This is a genomic window from Halomonas sp. A40-4 (assembly GCF_015767635.1).
Taxonomy (GTDB): domain Bacteria; phylum Pseudomonadota; class Gammaproteobacteria; order Pseudomonadales; family Halomonadaceae; genus Vreelandella; species Vreelandella janggokensis.
In genome coordinates, this window is sequence record NZ_CP065230.1 from 2,242,009 (window position 1) to 2,263,951 (window position 21,943).

Here is a 21,943-nt window from a genome sequence, read left to right on the forward strand (position 1 = left end):
CGTTGGCGCTATTACTTTCGGCGCGAGGGAGACTTTCCCTTCATAGGCTTGTTTTTGCCACCACCGCCTTTGACGGGCTTGCCTCGTCCGGTCGCTTTCCTGCCAGAAGGCACGCCACTTGACTTGCCTTTAAGCGCTGGTTTGCCGCCAGCGCTTTTGGCCTTGGGCCGCCCTGACCCGCTGGCAGTGCGTTTTCCCGTCCCTTTGCTCGGCGTTTTGTCACTGGATTTACCGCCACGCTTGCCCGGCGTGCCAACGGCATTTTGCCGAGATTTATTCTGGCTGCTCGAACGCTTTGGCGCAGACGACGGCGCGGGCTTGGCCTCTGAACTGGCGGTTAACGCCTCAATCTTCGCGATCTCTTTCGGGGTCAAGTCGCGCCAGTCGCCCAGCGCCAGGCCCTTGAGCGATACATTCATGATGCGCGTGCGAATGAGCTGGGTGACGTCATAGCCGAAATAGTCACACATGCGGCGAATCTGACGGTTCAATCCCTGCACCAACGTTATCGTGAACTCGAAGGTGGATACCTTTTCCACGTGGCATTTCTTGGTGACCTGACCAAGGATGGGTACCCCGTTCTGCATCCCTTGAATGAAGTCATCGGTAATCGGTTTGTTGACCGTTACCCGGTATTCCTTTTCATGGTGGTTGTTGGCCCGCAATATCTTGTTCACCAGGTCGCCATTATTGGTGAGCAAAATCAGCCCCTGGGAGTCCTTATCCAGCCGACCAATGGGGAAAATGCGCGTGCCGTGTTTTACAAAATCGACAATGTTGTCTTTTTCGCTTGGCTCTGTGGTACAGACAATACCCACCGGCTTATTGAGCGCGATGAGGACAAGGTCTTCCTCTTCCTGAGGCTCGATATCCTGGCCGTTGACCTTGACCCGATCGCCTGCCACTACCTGGTCGCCTGTCGTCGCGCGGCGTCCGTTAATCCAGACGTTGCCCTGCTCCACATAGCGGTCGGCTTCCCGCCGTGAGCACAGGCCGCTTTCACTGATATATTTGTTGATACGGGTAGATTTTCGTAACGTCATAGAACGCCATGTGTCTGAAAGGGATAAAGAAAACGCTTAAAAAGACGACCCGGGCTGCTTCAGAAACGCCAGCTCCTCGTCGGTAGAAACTCGCCCCAGCAGCGCATTACGGTGCGGGTAGCGGCAGAAGCGATCAATAATCGCCTTGTGGCGCACTTCAAAGTCGAAGTTTTTCTCCAACCCAGGCTGGTTAAACAGCTCCATCGCCCGCTCGTGAATTGTCGCCGACTCGCTATGCATATAGGGCATATACAGAAACGCCCGCTGCTCACTGGAAAACTCAGCATCGGCGCTAGCGGCCACCGCTTCCTGAGCCAGCGCCAGCGCCAAGGTATCGGTGGCAAAGGCACTGGCGTCGTCGCGATAGATATTGCGCGAGAACTGATCCAGCACGATGATCTCCGCGAGCCGCCCTTGGGGCGTTTTCCGCCAGGCGTAACACTCGCACTGCGCTGCCTGGGCATGCAGAGTGCCAAACCGCTCCCGGATCGCCTGATCCATCTCGGGGTCTTTTTTAAACCACTGCGCAGGCGTCAAGGCCTCAAACCAGAAATCGAGTACCGCTTGAGCATCTGATGACATTGACGCCTCCTGATGGTGACAAAAACGCTGATGGTGATAAAAACTAGCCCGTATTACGTAGACCGGCCGCAATCCCCGCCATGGTAACCATCAGTGCTCTTGAAAGATCGGCGCTGATAGCCCCGTCGGCGTCACGATTACGCTGCAAGAGCTCCGCCTGCAAGCCGTGGAGCGGATCGATATAGGGGTTACGCACATCAATCGCCTGACGAATCAGCGGCGTATTTTCCAGCAGTTCCTCCTGCTGCAGAATATCCAGCACGGACTCTTCCAGCCGTGCGAACCGCTCACGCAACTGTTTACCCAATGCCTTCAACGAAGGCTCGTCCACCAGGCGGTGCTCGTAGTAGGCAGCAATCGCCACGTCGGCTTTGGCCAACAACATTTCCAGCATATCGAGGTAGGTGCCGAAGAACGGCCACTCGTTGCGCATTTCCTGTAGCACTTCGCGCCCGCCCGGCTGCGCCAGCCGGTGCGAGAACGCCTCGCCACTACCCAGCCATGCGGGCAGCATCAGACGTATCTGCGTCCAGGCAAAAATCCACGGAATCGCGCGGAGTGTCTCCACCCCACCATCCTGGCGGCGTTTAGTTGGCCGCGAGCCCAACGGCAGCCTACCCAGTGCGCCTTCCGGTGTTACCGAACGGAAGTAAGGTACAAAGTCCGGGTCTTCACGCACAACGCCAACATAGGCGGCGTGGGCAACGCTGGAAAGCTGGTCCATCTCTTCGCGCCAGTGCGGTTCGGGTGCCCTCGGCGGCAGCAGCGTGGCCTCCAACACCGCACAGGCATAAATTTCCATCGAACGCAGGGCAATATCGGGCTGACCAAACTTGAAGCGAATCATCTCGCCCTGTTCAGTCACCCGTAGGCTGCCGTTCACCGAGCCAGGCGGCTGGGAAAGAATCGCCGCGTGGGCGGGGCCGCCGCCACGGCCAACGGTGCCACCGCGGCCATGAAACAGGGTGAGGTCGACACCATGGCGCTCACACACATTGACCAACGACTCCTGAGCGCGGTACTGGGCCCAGGCGGCGGCCAGCTGCCCGGCGTCCTTCGCAGAATCCGAGTAGCCAATCATCACCTCCTGGCCCTTGCGCATCAGCTTGCGATAGCCCGGCAGCGCCAGCAGTTGGTCGATCACGTCGCCTGCGTGATCCAGGTCGTTCAGGGTTTCAAACAGCGGTGCAATCGGCAGGGTCACGTTGCCGCCGGCCTCTTTCATCAACAGCGCTACGGTAAGCACGTCTGACGGTTCAGCCGCCATGGAGATGATGTAGGTCCCCAGCGCTTCACTGTGCTCCTGGGCGACCACCTTGAAGGTATCGAGCACCTCGCGGGATTCTGCCGAACACTCCCAGCGGCGCGGGATCAGCGGCCGCCGCGATTCAAGTTCGGCCAGTAAAAATTCCTGGCGCTGGGCTTCATCCCACTCACGGTAGTGACCCAGGTTCAGCGCGTCGGTCAGCTCTTCCATTACCTGGGCATGACGGCTAGCTTCTTGACGCAGGTCGAGCTTGGTCAGCGTGACGCCGAAGACCGCCACCCGGCGCAGGGTGTCCAGCAGCGCGCCGTTGGCGATGGTGTCCAGGCCCACATCGCACAGAGAACGGTAGCAGGCCAGCAAGGGCGCATACAGCTGGTCGCGGGTTTCGATAATCGGCCCGCCGTCATAGTTATGCCCCTCCAGCTCGGCCTTTGCCCAGTCGCGAGTGGACTCCATTTTCGCCAGCAGGCGCTTCAGTACTTCGCGGTAAGGCTCTGCCACGTCGCCCGCTTCGGCTTTAAGGGCGCTATTGGCCTTCCACATGGAGAGCTCGGTCTTGAGTTGCTCAAGGTCACGCAGGTAGAGGTCTGCTGCCATCCAACGCCCCAAAAGAAGCACTTCTTTGGTGACCTTGGCCGTGACGTTTGGGTTGCCATCCCGGTCACCTCCCATCCAGGAGGCATAGCGAATGGGCGCGGCGTCCAGCGGCAAGCGTTCGCCAGCGGTATCGAGCAGCAGGTTGTCCAGATCACGATGAAAGTCAGGCACCGCCTGCCACAGCGAATTTTCAATCACGGCAAAGCCCCACTTGGCCTCATCGACGGGCGTGGGTCGTTCATGGCGAATCTCGTCGGTATGCCAGGCTTGACTGATCAGTTCCTCCAGCCGCCCCTGTGCGCGGGCACCACGCTCAGGGTAGTCATCAGAACCTTCAATGGCCGTCAGGCAGTCGTCGATGGCATCGTACTTTTGAATCAGCGTGCGGCGAATGACTTCGGTAGGGTGCGCGGTGAGCACCAGTTCAACCCGCATATTGGCAAGGCTCTCGACCAGCTTGCGCGGCGAGTTGCCTGCCTGCTCGGCGCGCTTGAGCAGCTCGCCTAGCACCGGCTGCGAGCCTGGCTTGTAGTCTTCAACACGGCGGAATCGCGCCCGGTAGTGCTGCTCGGCGATATTGGCGAGATTGAGGAACTGGTTGAAAGCACGGGTGACGGGCAGCAAATCCTGCTCAGGTAGCTGACGCAGGTATTCAATCAAATCACGTTGCTGTAGCGAATCACCCTGCCGCCCCTGCTTGGCATGGGCACGAATGGTTTCGATTTTATCGACAAATGATTGGCCTAGGTCGTCGGCAATGGTACGCCCCAGGCTGTCGCCCAGAATACGCACGTTATCGCGCAGCGATTCGTGTAGATCATGGCTCATGGCGTGGCCTCCTTGCAGGGGTCGCGTATAAACGGTTGATAACGATGTTATTGGGTGTCTTCGGCTTTGGCTGCCTGCCAGTGGGCTTCCATCTCGTCCAGCGTGGCCTCGGCGAGTGGCCGCTTGGCAGCGCTGAGTTCGCCCTCTACGTAGCGAAAGCGCCGCTCGAATTTGGCATTGGTCGCGCGCAGGCACTGTTCCGGGTTGGCCCCTAGCGTGCGTGCTAAATTAGTGACGGCAAACAGCAGATCACCGACTTCTTCATGGGCTTGCTGCTGGTCGCCTGCGGCAAGGGCCTCTTCCACTTCATCAAGCTCTTCGCGGATCTTGGCCAGAACGCCATGGGAATCCGGCCAGTCAAAGCCCACCCTTGCCGCGCGTTTGGAAAGCTTGGCCGCACGGCTAAGTGCGGGCAGGGTTCGGGGCACGTCATCAAGCACCGAGGCAGGTACGCCTGCCCTGTCAGCACGCGCCCTTTCGTCACGTTCTGCGGCTTTCAGCGATTCCCAGCGGCTATTCACCTGCTGTGTCTGTACGTCCCTGGCACTGACCCCCGGTGGTCGACGTGAGTTCAAGGTGCCGTCGGGGAAGACATGCGGGTGGCGACGCAACATCTTGTCGGTGAGCGTATCGATAATGTCATGGAAATCGAAGCGCTGCTCTTCCGCCCCGAACTGGGCGTAGTAAACCACCTGAAACAACAGATCGCCCAGCTCGCCGGGCAATTCATCAAAAGCGCGGCGTTCGATGGCATCGGCCACTTCGTAGGCTTCTTCAAGAGTGTGCGGCACGATGCTGTCCCAATCCTGCTTGATATCCCAGGGGCAGCCCTGCTCATGGTCTCGAAGCACCTGCATCAGGGTGAGCAAATCATCCAGCGAGTAACGCATCAGCCCCTTCCCCCCCGCGTTGTCTTGTCCGGGTCGGTGTCGCGCAGGCGACGCACCTCGGTCACATTGGGCAATTGTTGAATACGTGAGAAAAGACGCCCCAGCGCTTCCAGACCATCGACTTCCAGGGTAATGCGAAGCCGGGCAATACCTTCGTCAGTGTCGGTCAGCGTATTCACCGCCAGCACGTTGACTTTTTCGTTGCCCAGCAGACCGGTGACATCGCGCAGCAGGCCTGAACGGTCCCAGGCCTGGATCTCGATAGTTACCGGATAGCGCGTCTCGGCGCGCTCACCCCACTCCACCTCAATAATGCGCTGGGGTTCGTCCAGGCGCAATTGCAGGATGTTGCTGCAATCCTGGCGATGTACCGTCACGCCGCGACCCTGGGTAATGAAACCGACGATGGGTTCGCCGGGAACCGGGCGACAGCAGTTCGCCATGCTGGTTTTCAGGTTGCCGACCCCCAGCACGGTAATATCGCTTTTGGTCGCCTTGCTGGACTGACGCTTGGGCTTGGCCAGCAGTCGGTCGAGCTGGTCCTGGTCATCGGTTTCACCAAACAACTGCTGGGCCAGGTGAAGAACCTGTCCAATGCGCAAGTCGCCCGCCCCCAAGGCGGCATACATGTCATCCGGCGTTTGGTAATTAACCGCTTTGGCCAGCTTGGGAAGATCGAGCCCATCGACATCCAGGCGGCGCATTTCACGATCAAAAAGCACGCGACCTTCGTCCAGGTTTTGATCGCGGGCCTGGTACTTGAACCAGGCCTGGATCTTCGCCCGGGCCCGGGAGGTGCGCACATAGCCAAGACTCGGGTTGAGCCAGTCCCGGCTTGGCCCGCCTTTTGTCGCTGTAAGAATTTCGACCTGCTGACCGGATTTCAGCTTGTAGGTAAGCGGCACGATACGGCCATTGACCTTGGCCCCGCGGCAACGGTGTCCAATTTCAGTGTGCACGCGATAGGCGAAATCGATAGGCGTGGCGATCCGTGGCAAATCGATCACGTGGCCATCGGGGGTAAACACGTAGATGCGGTCCGGGGCGACATCACTTGAAAGCCCTTCGCGCAGGTCGCCAAAGCCGCCAACCTCGTCCTGCCACTCGAGCACCTGGCGCAGCCAGGCGATTTTTTCCTCGTAGCTGCGGCTCTTGGCGTTGGTGTCGTGGCCCTTGTAGCGCCAGTGGGCACAGACCCCTAGCTCGGCTTCGTCGTGCATCGCAAAGGTGCGAATCTGAATTTCCAGAACCTTGTTTTCCGGCCCCATCACAGCCGTGTGCAGCGACTGGTAGCCGTTTTTCTTGGGGTTGGCAATGTAGTCGTCAAACTCGTTGGGTACGTGATGCCAACGGGAATGAACAATCCCCAATACCGTGTAGCAATCGGCCACTTCAGGCACCAGGATACGTACGGCGCGTACGTCGTGAACCTGGGAAAAATCGATCCGCTTGCGCTTCATTTTGCGCCAGATCGAATAGATGTGCTTGGCGCGCCCATCGACATCGTAATGATGGATGTTCTGAGCTTCCATCAAGCCTTTCAAGGTCTCTACGACATCGTTGATATAGCGGTCCCGGTCGAGGCGTTTTTCCGCCAGTAGCTTGGCAATCGCTTTGTATTCATCTTCGTGGAGATAACGAAACGAGAGGTCTTCCAGCTCCCACTTGAGCTGGCCAATACCCAGGCGGTGCGCCAACGGTGCATAGATATCGGCCACTTCCCGGGCGACCTGTTGGCACTTTTCACGGGGCGCATCTTTGACCTGGCGCAGAGCACAGGTACGCTCGGCAATTTTGATCAGCGCCACGCGCACGTCACTGACCATATTGACCAGCATCTTGCGCAGGTTTTCCTGCTGGTTGTGCTGGCCCATGCCATGGTTGGGGGCCAGCGGGTAGCTGATCGCGGCCATCTGCAAGACACCATCGATGAGGTTGGCCACCTCATCGCCGAAGCGCTTGGTGACTCCCTCCAAACTCAACAGGCCTTCTCGCACCGCACGATAGAGAACGGCTGCTTCCAACGTTGACTGGTCGAGCTTGAGTTCCCCCAGGATGTCGGCCATCTCCAGGCCCATACGAAAGCTGGAACCCGGCGTCAGCCACACACGGTGTGACCTGGGCGCCTCGAGCTCCAGGGTTTGAGCAAGCTCACAGGCCTCGCGTAAACGCGCTGGTTCCGGAAGACGCACGTCTTCTTGCAGGCGAGATAACCATTTCTGCAAGTCCACCGTTCCGCTGTCGGTTAGCGGCTGGTCTTCACGCACTTTTACCATGACGATTCTCATCCATTCGAGGCAGCCGTTTGCGACACCGCTGCCGAGGCTAACGACGTTTTAGGCACACTTAGTGTGTTCAAACAGCATCAGCGTTTCCATATGTGCAGTGTGCATGAACATGTCGGCCACTGCGACGCGGTTGATGCGGTAACCTGCATGCACAAGATGTGCCGCATCACGGGCAAGCGTGGCGGGATCACAGGAAATATACATTATCCTGGCAACCGGATTGCGCGCCAGTGCTTGGCAAATGACCTCGGCCCCACTACGTGGCGGGTCAAGCACCAGTGCCTCCAGACCTTCGGCCTTGAGCAGTGAGGCGACGGTATCCGGGTCGCTGAGATCGGCCTGTTGGCCCGTCACATCAAGTCGATTTCGATGGGCATTATCCGCCAGCCGCTCGACCATGGCAGGACTGCCTTCCACGGCATGTACACAAGCTCCGGCCGCTGCCATTGGCAGGCTGAAGTTACCGATACCGGCGAACAGGTCCATCGTTCGTTGGCCGGGCGAAAGCGCCAGCCAATGCATGGCAGTATTGACCATCTGCTGATTCACGGCGGCGTTGACTTGTAAAAAGTCACCAGGCGCAAAATGAAGAGTCAACGGCGTCGCATCCGGCCTATCGAGGGTCTCTTCCAGTACCGGCGCTGCACCATACCAATGCAGTCTCGGGCTCTCACGCCCTAACCAGGTGCCTAAAGCGACTTGGTGGTGGTCAGCAAACGCCTGCCAGCGCTCGGCGTCCAATGGATTGGCTTTCAATTGACGAACCAGAACGACTCGCTGGCTGGCGGTCGCCAGCAGTTCGATATGCCCAACCTGACGCGGGGCATCCAGCGTTGCCAGCAGATCGCGCAAGGGAGCAATCAGCGCTTGCAACCCATCGACCAGCACCACACAGCGTTCGATGTCGATCAGTCTGTGAGAATGGGCCGCTCGAAAGCCCAGCCGTGGATGGCCGTCAGCATCGACCTTAACGCCCAGGCGTGCCCGCCGACGGTAGCCCTGAACATCGTCGTGCAACGATTCGATCTCACCCAGTTCGATTCCCTGGCGGGCCATTAAATCGCGAACCACCTCCCTTTTATGCTCGCGCTGCGCCGCCACTGTCATGTGCTGAAGATCGCAGCCGCCGCAATGGCTGAAATGCGGGCACGGCGGCGCAACACGCTGCGCCGAGGGGGTCAGCAGATTTTTGACGTGCGCTTCGTCGTAGCGCTTGCGGGTCTGGTGAACCGCCACGTCAACGTACTCGCCGGGTAGCGCCTGGTCGATAAAAACCGTTTTGCCCTCGGCGTTGTGAGCCACCCCCCGGCCGTCATGCGCCAGGCGCTCTATCACCAGCGTGTTTGACTCTTGCGGCGACTGGCTCGAGGGTTTCGCCGTGGGTTGGCGTGCCAGCCCGGAATGCCCCGACGCGGGACGCGGCGGTCGCCGTTTTCCCAGCATGGCCATCTATACCTCCGGGGCAAACAAGCCCGTGGAAAGATAGCGATCTCCGCGATCGCAGACGATAAACACGATCACGGCATTTTCCACCTGCTCGGCAATACGCAGCGCTCCCGCCAGGCTCCCGCCGGAGGAGACGCCCGCAAAAATGCCCTCTTCACGCGCCAGACGCCGCATGTGCTCCTCGGCTTCGTGCTGGGCAATATCCAGCGTGGCATCCACTCGTGGCGCTTCAAAGATGGCTGGCAGATATTCCTGCGGCCAGCGCCGGATCCCCGGAATGCTCGCCCCATCTGCTGGCTGCAGGCCAACAATCTGGATGGCAGGATTCTGCTCTTTCAGATAACGCGATACCCCCATGATGGTACCGGTTGTCCCCATGGAGCTGACAAAATGGGTTACCTCGCCGCCCGTCTGCCGCCAGACTTCAGGGCCTGTCGTCCGATAGTGGGCCAGGGGATTGTCCGGATTGGCGAACTGGTTGAGCGGCTTGCCTTCCCCCAGAGCAATCATGCCGTCGGCAATATCCCGGGCTTCTTCCATGCCGCCTTCCTTACTTGCCGACACCAGCTCAGCGCCGAATGCTGCCATGGCCTGCTTACGCTCCTCGGATGCGCTCTCGGGCATTATCAGCACCATGCGGTAACCCTTAATGGCAGCGGCCATCGCCAGGGCAATCCCGGTATTGCCCGATGTGGCCTCGATCAGCGTGTCGCCGGGCGTAATATCGCCGCGCGCTTCTGCCTCGCTGAGCATCGACAACGCGGGCCGGTCTTTCACCGACCCTGCCGGATTGTTACCTTCCAGTTTCGCCAGGAGGGTATTGTTGCGCCCCGCGCTGATACGCTTCAGACGCACCAACGGCGTGTTGCCAACCACCTCTTCTAACGTGGGATAATCCATCGCATCAATTCCTTATCGTGATCGTTACCTACATTATATCGGTGCTAACGTACACTGGACAGGTAACCCTCTTGAATCAGCAGGCTGCTTTCATGTCTTTGAACACGCGACTTCTTTTTGCGCTGCTTGGCCTTCCGCTTGTGGTCTATGCCTGCATGGCGATACTGCTCATCATCCAAAACGACCAAAAAGCCCACGCACTGTTAGAGGAGCGTATTGTAAGCGCCAGTCACGCCATTGCCCCCGACATGGCAGAGGCGTTACTGGAAACAGATATTGATCAGTTGGACACCCACGTTGCCGCCTTCCTGGCACAGCCGAGCATCAGTTCAGTCACCATCTTCGATGATCACAAAAACCGTCTCATGGTGCGCGGGCGCACCAACTCAGCATCACCGCTCTCGTCATATCCCGATACCACACAACTGGTCACCACTGATGATGGATGGCGCTTGCAAGCTCCTCTGGAGGCGTCGACGACAGGCAACGAGCCTCCCTCACGAGCGGGGTGGCTCGAAGCCACGATTGACACCTATTCACTAAACCTTGCTCGCTATCAGATGATTGCCAGTTTAAGCCTGGGCGGCATGCTTCTCGGGCTTTGCCTGTTCCTGATTGCCTTTGCGATCAGCCGCTATGTCACGCGGCCCATTGAAGAGGCAAACCATGCACTTTATCGCCTGACGCGGGGCGATTATGAGCAAACGGCGATGTCACATGACGCCGTCGAGCTTAACCGGTTAGCCCAACAGATCAATGCCCTTGCCCGTCATCTCCAAAGCGCCAAACATGACATGCAAACGCAAATCGAACAGGCGACCAGCGAACTCCAGGAATCCATGGAGACCATCGAAGAACAGAATATCAAGCTCGACTTGGCCCATCGCAGCGCGGTGCGGGCCAATACGGTGAAGTCGGAGTTTCTCGCCAACATGAGTCACGAGATCCGTACACCACTGAACGGGATCATCGGATTTTGTCGGCTACTGGGCCGTTCGTCCCTGGATGACCGGCAGCGCGATTGGCTACAGCACGTGCATAGGGCCTGCGATAACCTGCTCATGCTGGTCAACGATGTGCTCGACTTTTCCAAGCTGGAAGCCAACCGGCTAACCCTGGAAGAAGCCGATATCGACATCGTGACGCTGGTTGATGAGGTTCTCGGCCTGCATGCCCCCGAAGCCCAGCGTAAACACCTTCATCTGGTGGCCATGGTGTACGACGATGTGCCAACACCGCTCAGCGGCGACCCGCTCAGACTGCACCAGGTGCTCAATAACCTGCTCAGCAATGCCCTCAAGTTTACCCATCAGGGCGATGTGGTCGTCAGGGTCATGCTGGAGCACTATGCGGGCAAACATGTCGTGCTGAATATCAGCGTCAGCGATACAGGCATCGGCCTGAGCGAAGAACACCAGCAACAGTTATTCAGCGCCTTTTCTCAAGCCGAGCCCAGCCACCCCCGGCAGTTTGGCGGCAGCGGGCTCGGCTTGACCATCTGCCGTCAGCTCATTCACCGTATGGGGGGCGAGATCAGCGTCGAGAGCGAACTGAATAAAGGCTCGACGTTCTCTTTTACCCTGCCCCTCCAGGCCACCCACGCCGACGAGCGCAGCCCAGAGCTGCGCCTTGACGGTCCGATCATCCGCGTTCACGAACCACACACCACCACGCGCCATGTGCTGGATCATCTACTGGAGCGCTGGGGAGCAATGCCGGTCGCGCTTTCCAGCAACGCGGCCAGCGATTTGTTGCTCATCAGTCTTGACCAGGATGATTTACAACCCAAGGCGCTTAGCCAGTGGCAGGACATCATCCGTGCCGCCGAGTGTCCCGTACTGGTGCTGGTCAACGGGTCAAGCTTTGAACTGCCAAAACTCGATTTTCCGTTCAAAGGCGAGCTGCTTTGCAAGCCATTTACCCGTTCGCAACTGGCTGTCTCGCTGACGCATCTATTGGTGTCGGTCAGCGAAGTCCCCTCCCTCCAAAACGCTCCTCTTCCGGCGTTACCTGCCGCGGACGAGGGGTATCGATTATTGGTTGTCGACGACAATACATCCAACCGACAACTGCTCAGTGCGTTATTGGAGGCACCCGGTCGGCACATTACCTTGGCGGAAAGCGGTCATGAAGCGATCAAGATTGGTCGGGAGCAGACGTTTGACATGGTGTTCATGGATATCCGCATGCCTGAGATGGATGGTGTCCAAGCCACCCAGACGCTGCGACGCATCAGCAATGCCTGGAGCCGCTGTCCGATCATTGCGGTGACCGCGCACGCGTTGAATAGTGAGCGTCAGCACTGGCTGGCCGAAGGGCTGGACGACGTGATTATCAAGCCGATAGACGAACATGACTTGAACCAATTGCTCAACCGGTTCCTGGGCATTGACGCACCGGATTCAGCGCCCTTGCCGACTAAAAAGCTGCCCAGCGAAACATCCACATCTGCCACGTTACCGGTAATCGACCTGACGCTGGGTACACGCCTGGCCGGCGGCAAGGATGACATTGCACGGGCCCAGATCAAGCGCCTGATCGACAATTTGCCCGCCACGCGGCAAGCCATGGATGCCGCTCATCAGCAGCGCGACATTGAAGCGCTGCTGGACAGCGTCCACGACCTGAACGGTGCCAGCCGCTACTGCGGGACCCCCGAGTTAGCACTGATTGTCGAGACCCTGGAAACCCGGCTGCGCACCAGCGGGCTGGACCATGCGGACACCCTCATCAACGATCTTTACCGGGCCATGGACAAGCTCATTGCCCAGCGGGGCACGCTTGGCTAGGACGACCTAGCTTTCCAGGACCACTTAGCTTTCCAGGACTACAAACGCAATGGCATAGTCATCTTCATCGCTTAACGTGATATGCAGAGCGGCCACCCCGGCGGCTGACGCTTTCTCGGCGGCAGCCCCCTGGAGGTTAAAGTAGGGTTTGCCCAGGGCATCATTGAGCACCTGAATATCGCGCCACTGCAACCCATGCCGCAATCCCAGGCCCAGCGCTTTGACAAAAGCCTCTTTGGCCGCAAACCGCTTGGCCAGAAAGGCGACGGGATGCGCTTTCTGCTGCCACATGACGTGTTCTTCAGGGCCCAGGATACGCAGTGCGAAGCGCGGTCCATGACGCTTTAAGGCCCGCTCAAAACGCTCTATCCGCGCTATATCTGAGCCGATACCGACGATCACGGATCACTGCCCACAGCAGCCATCATGGACATGACCGTGCTGCTCCTCATGTTCATGGTCATGAGCATCCAGCGCCGCCATCAGACCGGCTTCCTGACCCGCGATTATCAACCGTTTCATCTCGGCAACGGCGTCTTTCAGACCAACAAAGAGAGCGCGTGCAATAATCGCGTGGCCGATATTCAACTCATTGATGCCCGGCAATGCGGCGATGGCCTCAGCGTTATGGTAATGCAGCCCGTGGCCGGCATTGACCACCAGCCCAAGTGATACCGCGTGCGTGGCGGCAGCGGTTAACCGCTGGTACTCGGCCGTGGCTGTCTCACTGCCCGGGCGCGCCTCGGCATACGCCCCGGTGTGCAATTCAACGACCGGTGCGCCCGCCCGCTGCGCTGCGTCGATCTGGTCCGCGTCGGGATCGATAAATAACGACACTTCGCAACCGGCTGCCGCCAGTCGCTGGCAGGCACTGGCCACGGCGTCGAAGCCTCCCACCACGTCGAGACCGCCTTCCGTGGTCAATTCTTCGCGCTTCTCGGGGACCAGGCATACATGGGCCGGACGAATGTCCTCGGCCAGCGCCAGCATCTCTTCAGTTACCGCCATCTCCAGGTTCATGCGCGTATTGAGCACCTCGGCCAGCAGCTTCACGTCGCGCAGCTGAATATGGCGGCGGTCTTCGCGCAGGTGCACGGTAATGCCGTCGGCGCCCGCCTCTTCGGCTAACAGCGCGGCCTGAACGGGATCCGGATAGCGGGTGCCGCGTGCCTGACGCAGCGTGGCAATGTGATCGATGTTGACGCCTAACAGTATCCGGGGGGGATGCATAAATGGCCTCCAGTTTTATAAAGGATGATTACCTAACGTTGGCGACGCTGGGCAAGATCGCGCATCAATTCCCGGGAGCGTAATGCAGTGGTCCCCAGATGCGGCGCCAGCGCGGCGCGCATGACGGCCTTCAACGCGTTGGCAAGCGTCGGTTCCTGCCAGTCATGTTGATCAATATAGCGTAGGGTGCGACCGTCCAGCCCTTTGGCGGCCGGGATGAACGCCCGGCTGGCGGCATCGAATCGGTACTGGGCCTGAGGGTCGAGCGCGCCACCGTCAGGGGTGCAGAAGCGTGGCGTGGCGTCCAGGACCTCCAGCAGCGACCATTCGTAACGGCGCAGCGCCAGCGCACGGGCGGCAGGCATCGGCAGCGCCTCCAGCAAGGCGGTGTAAAAGGCAAAGACATTGCCTGCGGGCAGTTCCAGCGGCAGCAGGCGAGTCGCAATCTCGTTGGCATAAAACCCACAAAGCAGGCCCTCGCCCGCCAACAGCGCTGTCGCTCCCCGTGATTCCATCAGGTTCAGCCGCTTGAGCTCACGTTCGCCTCGCCAGGTTACTAGAAGAGGAGTAAAAGGCTGAAGCCGCTGGCGCGATTTTGACGTGGGTCGCTGACCGCCCTGGGCGACCGCTCGGATACGCCCATGGTGGAGTGTCAACAGATCCACCAGCGCACTGGTTTCGCGGTATGGCCTTCGGTGAAGCAGGAAGGCCGGCTCCGCCGACATTGCCATGCTCAATCGAGATCGTAGCCCAGGCTCTTCAGCGCGCGCTCATCGTCTGACCAGCCACGTTTAACCTTCACCCACAGATTCAGCATGACTTTGGTACCCAGCGCACGCTCCATATCCAGGCGCGCCTCACGGCCAATGCTCTTGATGCGCTCGCCATTTTCACCGATCAAAATGACTTTCTGCCCCTGGCGTTCCACCAGAATCAGCGCACTGATGTGGGTCACGCGCTCAGTTTCGCGAAACTCTTCTATTTCCACGGTCATCTGATAGGGCAACTCGTCACCCAACTGGCGCATGACTTTTTCCCGCACCAGCTCAGCCGCCATGAACCGCAGGCTACGATCGGTAATCTGGTCTTCGGGGAAATAGTGAATGCTTTCGGGAAGATGCTTGGCAACCTCTTCCTCGAGGGTATCTACCTGGGTACCATGCTTGGCGGAAATGGGCACAATGGCGGCAAACTCACGGCGCGCTCCCACCTCGGAAAGCCAGGGGAGCAGGTCGCTTTTGTCATTGAGACGGTCCACCTTGTTAACCGCCAGGATGATGGGCGCATCGACGTGTTCAAGGCGCTTAAGCACCGCTTGGTCCTCATCGGTCCAACGAGTGCGGTCAATAATGAACACGACACAGTCAACGTCACGCAGGGCCTGGGTCGCCGCCTGGTTCATGAACCGGTTAATCGCTTTATTGCGATCTTTGGACATGATGTGCATGCCCGGTGTATCGACGTAAATAAACTGGGCGTCGCCTTCCGTCTTGATCCCCATCACCTGGTGGCGTGTGGTCTGCGGCCGCCGGGAGGTAATCGAAATCTTCTGCCCCAGAATACGATTCATCAAAGTGGATTTGCCGACATTGGGGCGGCCGACAATCGCAACGAATCCACAGGACTGGCTCATGCATTGTCTCCAGGACGTTTTTCAAGGTGGGCGAGCGCTTCTTCAGCGGCTTGCTGTTCTGCGTGGCGACGGCTGGGGCCTTTGCCCGTTGTGTGTTCGCTCAGCAGATCAATGTAACATTCCACAGTGAACATCTGGGCGTGAGCCTCCCCCTTGACGCTAACCACTTCGTAGCGGGGTAGCGCCGCCTGGCGAGACTGAAGAAATTCCTGCAGCCGTGTTTTAGGGTCTTTCTGGGTGTCCTGCAGCGATATACCCGCCAGCCGTTCGGCGTACCATGACAGGACACGCTCGCGAACGGCATCCATGCCTGCATCCAGGTAGATGGCACCGATCACCGCTTCTACCGCATCCGCCAGAATCGATTCCCGGCGATGCCCGCCGCTTTTCATTTCGCCTGAGCCTAACCGTAAGCATTCACCAAAAGTCATTTCCCTGGCCAGCTCTGCCAGCGTTTGTCCTTTAACCAGACGCGCCCTCAGGCGCGATAGCTGACCTTCACGGGCCTGCGGAAAACGCTCATAAAGGGCTTCCGCAATCACGAAATTGACGATGGAATCGCCCAGAAACTCCAGGCGTTCATTATTGCGGCCGCCGTAACTGCGGTGGGTCATGGCCAGCTCTATCAGCGTAATATCGCCGAAGGTATGGCCAATACGTCGGCAAAAAGCGGTTAACGAAGTACTCACGGGGCCCCTACGTCATTGACGTCGACTAAAAATAAATGGTTATACATGACGATTGTTTTCATTACTCAATACGGCGCACGTCGGTAAAGCTTGGCAGACCACCATCCCAGTGCATCCAGACAGCAAAGGCGCGCCCGACAATATTGTCTTCAGGCACAAACCCCCAGTAACGGCTGTCGTTGGAGTGGTCGCGGTTGTCGCCCATGGTGAAATAGTGGCCTTCGGGCACCTCCACCTCACGCATCTGCGGCCCGGGATCACGGGGGTTGTTATAGATATAATGCTCCACGTCACCTAAACGCTCTTCAAATAACGGCTGCTGAGTCGCGCTCTCTTCCATCAGCTCCTTGGGCACCGGCTCGCCATTGATGTACAGCTGTTTGCCTTCATAGCGAATCTGGTCACCAGGCAGACCTACCACGCGTTTGATGAAGTTGACCGAGGGCTCTTCAGGGAAGCGAAACACCATGACATCGCCACGTTCAGGATCATCGACTTCAAGGAACCGCGTATTGACGACCGGTAGGCGCAGGCCATAAGCGAACTTGTTGACCAGAATAAAGTCGCCCACCTCAAGGGTCGGACGCATCGACCCGGAAGGGATTTGAAACGGCTCAACGATAAAGCTGCGTACCACCAGCACGACCAGCAATACCGGGAAGAATGAGCGCGAATAATCGACTAGCCATGGCTCTTTAAGCAGCTTTTCCCGGGTGGCCGGGTCCAACCCCTCTTGGGTATTGGCGTCGGCGCGCTCGACACGCTCCCGACGCTTGGGACGCAGCCAAACCACATCAAGCAAATAGATAACGCCAGAAAGCGCAACGGCAAGTACCAGCAGTAATGCAAAATCCATGGGTGGACGTCTTCCTTAGTCGTTAACCTTGAGTACAGCAAGGAAGGCTTCCTGGGGGATCTCCACCCGACCGACCTGCTTCATACGTTTCTTACCAGCTTTCTGTTTTTCCAGCAGTTTTTTCTTACGGCTAACATCACCGCCGTAACATTTTGCCGTCACGTTTTTACGCAGCGCTTTGACAGTGGAGCGCGCCACAACCTGCCCTCCGATAGCGGCCTGAATCGCCACGTCATACATTTGCCGGGGGATCAACTCTTTCATTTTCTCCACCAGCAGTCGACCCCGCGAGTGGGCGTGATCGCGGTGAATAATCACCGCGAGGGCATCTACTTTATCACCGTTAATCAGCACGTCCAGGCGGGCCAGTTGGGCCGCTTCAAAACGCTCAAAATTATATTCAAGCGACGCGTAACCCCGTGAAATAGACTTCAATCGATCAAAAAAGTCCATCACGACTTCAGACATCGGTAATTCGTAGGTCAACTGGATTTGGTTGCCGAGAAACTGCATGTCCAGCTGGGTGCCGCGACGGAGTTCACATTCGGAAATCACATTCCCGACAAACTCCTGGGGTACTAGAATACTTGCTCGCACAACGGGCTCGCGCATTTGCTCAACGTCGGCCATGTCGGGCAGCTTGGAGGGGTTCGATACGTAAAGGAGATCGCCATTTTTCATGGAAAGCTCGTAGACCACCGTGGGAGCGGTCGTCAGCAGGTCCAGATCGTATTCACGTTCCAGGCGCTCTTGAATGATCTCCATGTGGAGCGTGCCAAGAAAACCTACCCGGAAACCAAAGCCCAACGCATCCGAATTTTCAGGTTCGTATTCGAGCGAGGCATCGTTAAGTGCCAGCTTTTCCAACGCATCGCGAAAATCTTCATAATCATCGGAATTGACGGTGAAGATCCCGGCATACACCTGCGGTTTGACCTTTTTAAAGCCTGGCAGCCTGGGCACATCCGGTGTTTTGGTATGCGTAATGGTATCACCCACCGGGGCACCGTGAATGTCTTTAATACCCGCCACGATAAAGCCCACTTCGCCAGCACGCAGAATATCGGTCTGTTTGCGCAGCGGCGTAAAAATACCCACTTCAGTGGTATTCCAATCTCTATTTGTGGAATTGATTCGGATCTTGTCGCCTTTGCGCAGCGTACCGTCAAACAGGCGAACCAACGACACAACCCCAAGGTAGTTATCAAACCACGAGTCGATAATCAACGCTTGCAAGGGGGCGTCAGGGTCGCCTTTGGGGGGCGGTATATCGCGTACCAGACGTTCTAACAGCTCATCGATGCCAATCCCGCTTTTAGCGGACACCTGACAGGCATCGGTCGCATCAATGCCGATGATTTCCTCGACTTCCTGAGCCACCCTGTCAGGGTCGGCCTGGGGCAAGTCGATTTTATTCAGCACCGGCAATACTTCCAGGCCCTGTTCAACGGCGGTGTAGCAGTTGGCAACCGACTGGGCTTCAACCCCCTGAGCGGCATCGACAACCAGCAGCGCGCCCTCGCAGGCGTAAAGCGAGCGGGACACTTCATAAGAAAAGTCGACGTGCCCGGGCGTGTCGATAAAATTGAGCTGGTAGACCTGCCCGTCGGACGCGGTGTAGTCCAGCGTTACCGACTGAGCCTTGATGGTAATGCCACGCTCGCGTTCGATATCCATCGAGTCAAGCACTTGTTCTTTCAATTCGCGCTCGGTTAAACCACCACAGGTTTGAATCAACCGGTCTGATAGGGTGGATTTGCCGTGATCAATGTGCGCGATGATCGAGAAGTTTCTAATGTGCTTGATTTTGCTAACTGTTTCTTGGGTCATTGGCCGTTTTTATCCGGTATATGTACGCAACCATGTACGGTTAACAGTCTTGCTGTGGTATACGCAGTAGAAATTTGACGCCATTGTACCGTTACGACGGTCCCGGTGCTATGTGCAAAAAAAAGAGCAAAAAAAACGACAGCCCGTTAAGTGAAAACGGACTGCCGTTATAGAGAGGTTAATCAGTTACTCAAAGCGCAGCGCCACAAAGAGCGAGCGCCCCTCGCGATAGAGGCGTAGCGGAATCGCTCGATCAGTGGGCAACTCCTCCACGATGCGACGCAGCTCTTCAGGCGACGTTAAGCTGCGATGGTCCAGGCTCACCAGCACATCACCTGCACGCAGCCCTGCACGTGCTGCCACGCTATCGGGCTCTACTTCACGCACGATGACACCGCCTTCCAGGTTAAGTTGCTCACGGGTTTCCTGGTCAATTTCGGCCACCGACACCCCAAGGCGTACCTGACTATCGCTGGACGACGATGGTACAGACGCTTGTTCAACGTTCGGCCAGGTCCCCAGCTCGACTGACTCACTGCGCTCTTCTCCATCACGCATCAACAGCAAGTCCACTTCGTTGCCCGGCGCGACACGCCCGATCAGACGCGGCAGACTGCTCGAACTGTCCACGGTTTCGCCGTTGACTTCAAGGATCACATCACCCGCTTTAAGCCCGCCTTTCGCCGCCGGCCCTTCAGGGTCAAGATCAGCGATTAGCGCGCCTTCGGCTTCTTCCATGCCGAATGACTCGGCCAGGTCACGGGATACGGGCTGTATCATCACCCCTAACCAGCCACGGTTAACGTACCCATCTTCGCGAAGCTGATCGGCCACATCCATCGCGACATTGATCGGGATGGCGAAGGAAACGCCCATGAACCCGCCGCTACGCGTGAAAATCTGTGAATTGATACCAATAACTTCGCCATCGAGATTGAACAGCGGACCACCGGAGTTACCCGGGTTGATCGCCACATCGGTTTGAATGAACGGCACGTAGGCATCCCGCGGAAGCGTGCGATTGATCGCACTGATAATGCCAGCGGTCACCGAATGATCGAATCCGAATGGAGAACCTATCGCCGCCACCCACTCACCGACGCGAAGCTCGTCGGAATCGCCGAGTTCTAGCGTGGGCAAATCACTTGCCTCCACCTTCAAAAGCGCCACATCAGTTTGCGGATCACTGCCAATAAGCTCGGCGTTCAATTCACGACGGTCGTTCAAACGCACCAGAATTTCATCGGCATCCTGCACCACGTGGGCGTTGGTCATCACATAGCCGTCTTCACTGATAATGAAGCCAGAGCCCAGTGATTGGCGTTCTTCTGTTCGCCCACGACCGCTACCTGGAGGTGACGGGAAACGATCACTAAAATTATCGCCGAAGAAGTGGCGAAATATCTCGGGTATCTCCTGCCCGCCAAAATTGTCAAATGAGGGCCCGCCGCGCTGCACCGTGCGACTAGTGGAAATATTGACCACACCGGGGGCAGCGTCTTCAACGAGATCGGTAAAGTCAGGCAGATCCTGGGCGTGGGCGTTTTGCCCCCAAGCGAACAACACGACAAAGCATACCCACAATGTGGAGGAAAACATTAAGCGCTTCATGCAAGAACTCCTACTAAAAACACTATCATGCCAAGTTAATACAGCTCACAGCGAGCCATCCATCACGGTGCGTCGATCAATCGTGGGCGAAATAACTCCGCTCGCTGACCTAACGCATATTTAAGACCCACCATGCCACACATCAAGACACCAAAAAAAAGCCCCGGGGCAAGCCAGGTCGAATCACTCACCACACTCCCCAGGCCGGCGACCACCAATCCGGCCAGAAGCGGAAACCCGTAGACCAACCACGTCAACCGAGTCACTGAGGTTTTTTCTATCGCCACCGTTACCTCGCTGTTCAGTGGCGGAACGGGGTCTCCTTCCCAACATGCTGGTACGTCTATTTCCAACTGCCACGAGCGGGGACGCGAGAGAAGCCCCAGCCCACAACCCTGCCCTTTCGCGCATTGAGTGCAGCCAGACGATGCCGTCGCTTCAACGATAATCCCCTTGTCGTGGTAGCCCACTACCCGCGCCTTGCGCTCAATAAACGTCTTGCTCGGTAATATCGGCATCACTTCCCTCTCCACAAGTCGCCGAGGAGTGATCGCCCAATCGGCACCCACAAAAAATGGACGTTGAAATAGAGAGAAGCTCTTTTCAACGTCTATTTATCACTTTCCATGTTGGCCGCTCGTTTTGTTGATCAGCGTTGGCCCAAGGGCTCTGTCACTCCTGCGGACCGCATCAACGTCGACCCTTGATCGGCTTGATATCCTGCTGCGCCTTGGGTCTGTTGCTCAAGATAAGACTGCAGCATGCGCAGTTGTTCAATGTCGATATTCGTCCCTTGCTGGGCCGAGACAGCCTGCTGGGAACTAGGCCCCACGAAGCCACCTTCACTGACATTCATCAGGCCGCTGCCCGAGGCTTGCGCGTTCATACGAAAAGGGGTCTGCTCGAACATGGGCATTTCGTTTTGCCCAGCGCCCGCTGCCTGGCCACCGGAGACAGCCGGTGTGGCGGCAAGATTGACCGGCTGCACCTGGTTAGAGGCAGGCGTCGTAGTGGTTGCTACCCCTTCATTACCACCCTGCTCGACAGTTCCGGCATTGTTGCCGAAAAACTGAACGCCGGTAATCACCATCAGCGAAACTGCCGCTGCCACGCCGGCACCACGTGCGAAAGACACGCTTCCAGCACTACGGCTTACCATCGAGTCGTCTTCCGACGCGGGTGTGGGTTCACTCTGCAAATGAGCCATTACGCCAGCGGAAAGATCAACACTCACATCCACGTCCCGTTCGCGCCGCATCATGCTGCGTGCCAAATGATAGCGTCGCCACGTATCAGCGGCATCATCATCGTTCGGTAGTGCCTTCAACACTCGGCGCAGTTCAAGCTCATCACTTTCGCTATCCATCAATGCCGAAAGTGATTCCCGTGTGTTTTGACTCATACTTCACACCCTCACACTGTTGAGAAGAAGCGCTGATGCCATCGTAATAGGTTGCTTTTACG

General features: G+C 57.7%; 18 protein-coding genes. 1 reads left to right on the forward strand and 17 read right to left on the reverse strand.

Features of this window, described 5'->3' with window-relative positions:
* Positions 1–11: 11 nt before the first annotated feature.
* The 7 genes from rluF to cysM are packed head-to-tail and all read right to left on the reverse strand — an operon-like array spanning position 12 to position 9,841.
* Entirely contained in the window at positions 12–1,043 is a 1,032-nt protein-coding gene (gene rluF, locus IT895_RS10465; protein WP_199283432.1) for a 23S rRNA pseudouridine(2604) synthase RluF, read from the reverse strand.
* Positions 1,044–1,079: 36 nt separating this feature from the next.
* A complete protein-coding gene (locus IT895_RS10470) occupies positions 1,080–1,625 on the reverse strand; it encodes a DUF924 family protein (protein ID WP_199283433.1) in 546 nt (181 codons plus the stop codon).
* A 43-nt stretch (positions 1,626–1,668) separates the two neighbouring features.
* Positions 1,669–4,317, reverse strand: a complete 2,649-nt coding sequence (ppc, locus tag IT895_RS10475; RefSeq protein ID WP_085918778.1) for a phosphoenolpyruvate carboxylase — start codon at positions 4,315–4,317, stop codon at positions 1,669–1,671.
* Positions 4,318–4,364: 47 nt separating this feature from the next.
* Complete coding sequence (gene mazG, locus IT895_RS10480; protein WP_199283434.1) at positions 4,365–5,207, reverse strand: nucleoside triphosphate pyrophosphohydrolase; 843 nt, start codon at positions 5,205–5,207, stop codon at positions 4,365–4,367.
* The gene (gene relA / locus IT895_RS10485; RefSeq protein ID WP_199283435.1) at positions 5,207–7,483 is read right to left on the reverse strand and encodes a GTP diphosphokinase; all 2,277 of its coding nucleotides are present in this window, start codon (positions 7,481–7,483) and stop codon (positions 5,207–5,209) included. Before relA ends, mazG begins: the two co-directional genes overlap by 1 nt.
* 60 nt (positions 7,484–7,543) lie before the next feature.
* Positions 7,544–8,944, reverse strand: a complete 1,401-nt coding sequence (locus IT895_RS10490) for a TRAM domain-containing protein (RefSeq protein WP_085918781.1) — start codon at positions 8,942–8,944, stop codon at positions 7,544–7,546.
* Positions 8,945–9,841: a cysteine synthase CysM gene (gene cysM / locus IT895_RS10495; protein WP_199283436.1), complete on the reverse strand. Its 897-nt coding sequence runs from the start codon at positions 9,839–9,841 to the stop codon at positions 8,945–8,947.
* Between the two features lie 92 nt (positions 9,842–9,933).
* Here cysM and IT895_RS10500 point away from each other — a divergent pair, with 92 nt between their 5' ends.
* Positions 9,934–12,630 (forward strand): ATP-binding protein, encoded by a 2,697-nt coding sequence (locus tag IT895_RS10500; protein ID WP_199283437.1) that lies wholly within the window; start codon positions 9,934–9,936, stop codon positions 12,628–12,630.
* 24 nt (positions 12,631–12,654) lie between these two features.
* On the opposite strand, the gene acpS is transcribed toward IT895_RS10500, so the two are convergent.
* The 10 genes from acpS to IT895_RS10550 form a co-directional block, all read right to left on the reverse strand.
* Complete coding sequence (gene acpS, locus IT895_RS10505) at positions 12,655–13,032, reverse strand: holo-ACP synthase (RefSeq protein WP_085918784.1); 378 nt, start codon at positions 13,030–13,032, stop codon at positions 12,655–12,657.
* Positions 13,033–13,035: 3 nt separating this feature from the next.
* Positions 13,036–13,860 carry a pyridoxine 5'-phosphate synthase gene (pdxJ, locus tag IT895_RS10510; protein WP_199283438.1) on the reverse strand — a complete coding sequence of 275 codons (825 nt, stop codon included), beginning with the start codon at positions 13,858–13,860 and terminating at the stop codon, positions 13,036–13,038.
* A gap of 32 nt (positions 13,861–13,892) precedes the next feature.
* Positions 13,893–14,585 (reverse strand): DNA repair protein RecO, encoded by a 693-nt coding sequence (gene recO, locus IT895_RS10515; RefSeq protein ID WP_199283439.1) that lies wholly within the window; start codon positions 14,583–14,585, stop codon positions 13,893–13,895.
* Positions 14,586–14,593: 8 nt separating this feature from the next.
* Positions 14,594–15,493: a GTPase Era gene (gene era, locus IT895_RS10520; RefSeq protein WP_085918787.1), complete on the reverse strand. Its 900-nt coding sequence runs from the start codon at positions 15,491–15,493 to the stop codon at positions 14,594–14,596.
* On the reverse strand, positions 15,490–16,182 hold the full coding sequence (rnc, locus tag IT895_RS10525; RefSeq protein ID WP_066320021.1) for a ribonuclease III: 693 nt from the start codon (positions 16,180–16,182) through the stop codon (positions 15,490–15,492). Before rnc ends, era begins: the two co-directional genes overlap by 4 nt.
* 61 nt (positions 16,183–16,243) lie before the next feature.
* A complete protein-coding gene (lepB, locus tag IT895_RS10530) occupies positions 16,244–17,038 on the reverse strand; it encodes a signal peptidase I (protein WP_199283440.1) in 795 nt (264 codons plus the stop codon).
* Positions 17,039–17,053: 15 nt separating this feature from the next.
* Complete coding sequence (lepA, locus tag IT895_RS10535) at positions 17,054–18,868, reverse strand: translation elongation factor 4 (RefSeq protein WP_085918789.1); 1,815 nt, start codon at positions 18,866–18,868, stop codon at positions 17,054–17,056.
* A 186-nt stretch (positions 18,869–19,054) separates the two neighbouring features.
* A complete protein-coding gene (locus IT895_RS10540; protein ID WP_199283441.1) occupies positions 19,055–20,479 on the reverse strand; it encodes a DegQ family serine endoprotease in 1,425 nt (474 codons plus the stop codon).
* Between the two features lie 62 nt (positions 20,480–20,541).
* Entirely contained in the window at positions 20,542–20,997 is a 456-nt protein-coding gene (locus IT895_RS10545; protein WP_199283442.1) for a SoxR reducing system RseC family protein, read from the reverse strand.
* Between the two features lie 131 nt (positions 20,998–21,128).
* Positions 21,129–21,881: a sigma-E factor negative regulatory protein gene (locus IT895_RS10550; protein WP_085918792.1), complete on the reverse strand. Its 753-nt coding sequence runs from the start codon at positions 21,879–21,881 to the stop codon at positions 21,129–21,131.
* Positions 21,882–21,943 lie beyond the last annotated feature (62 nt).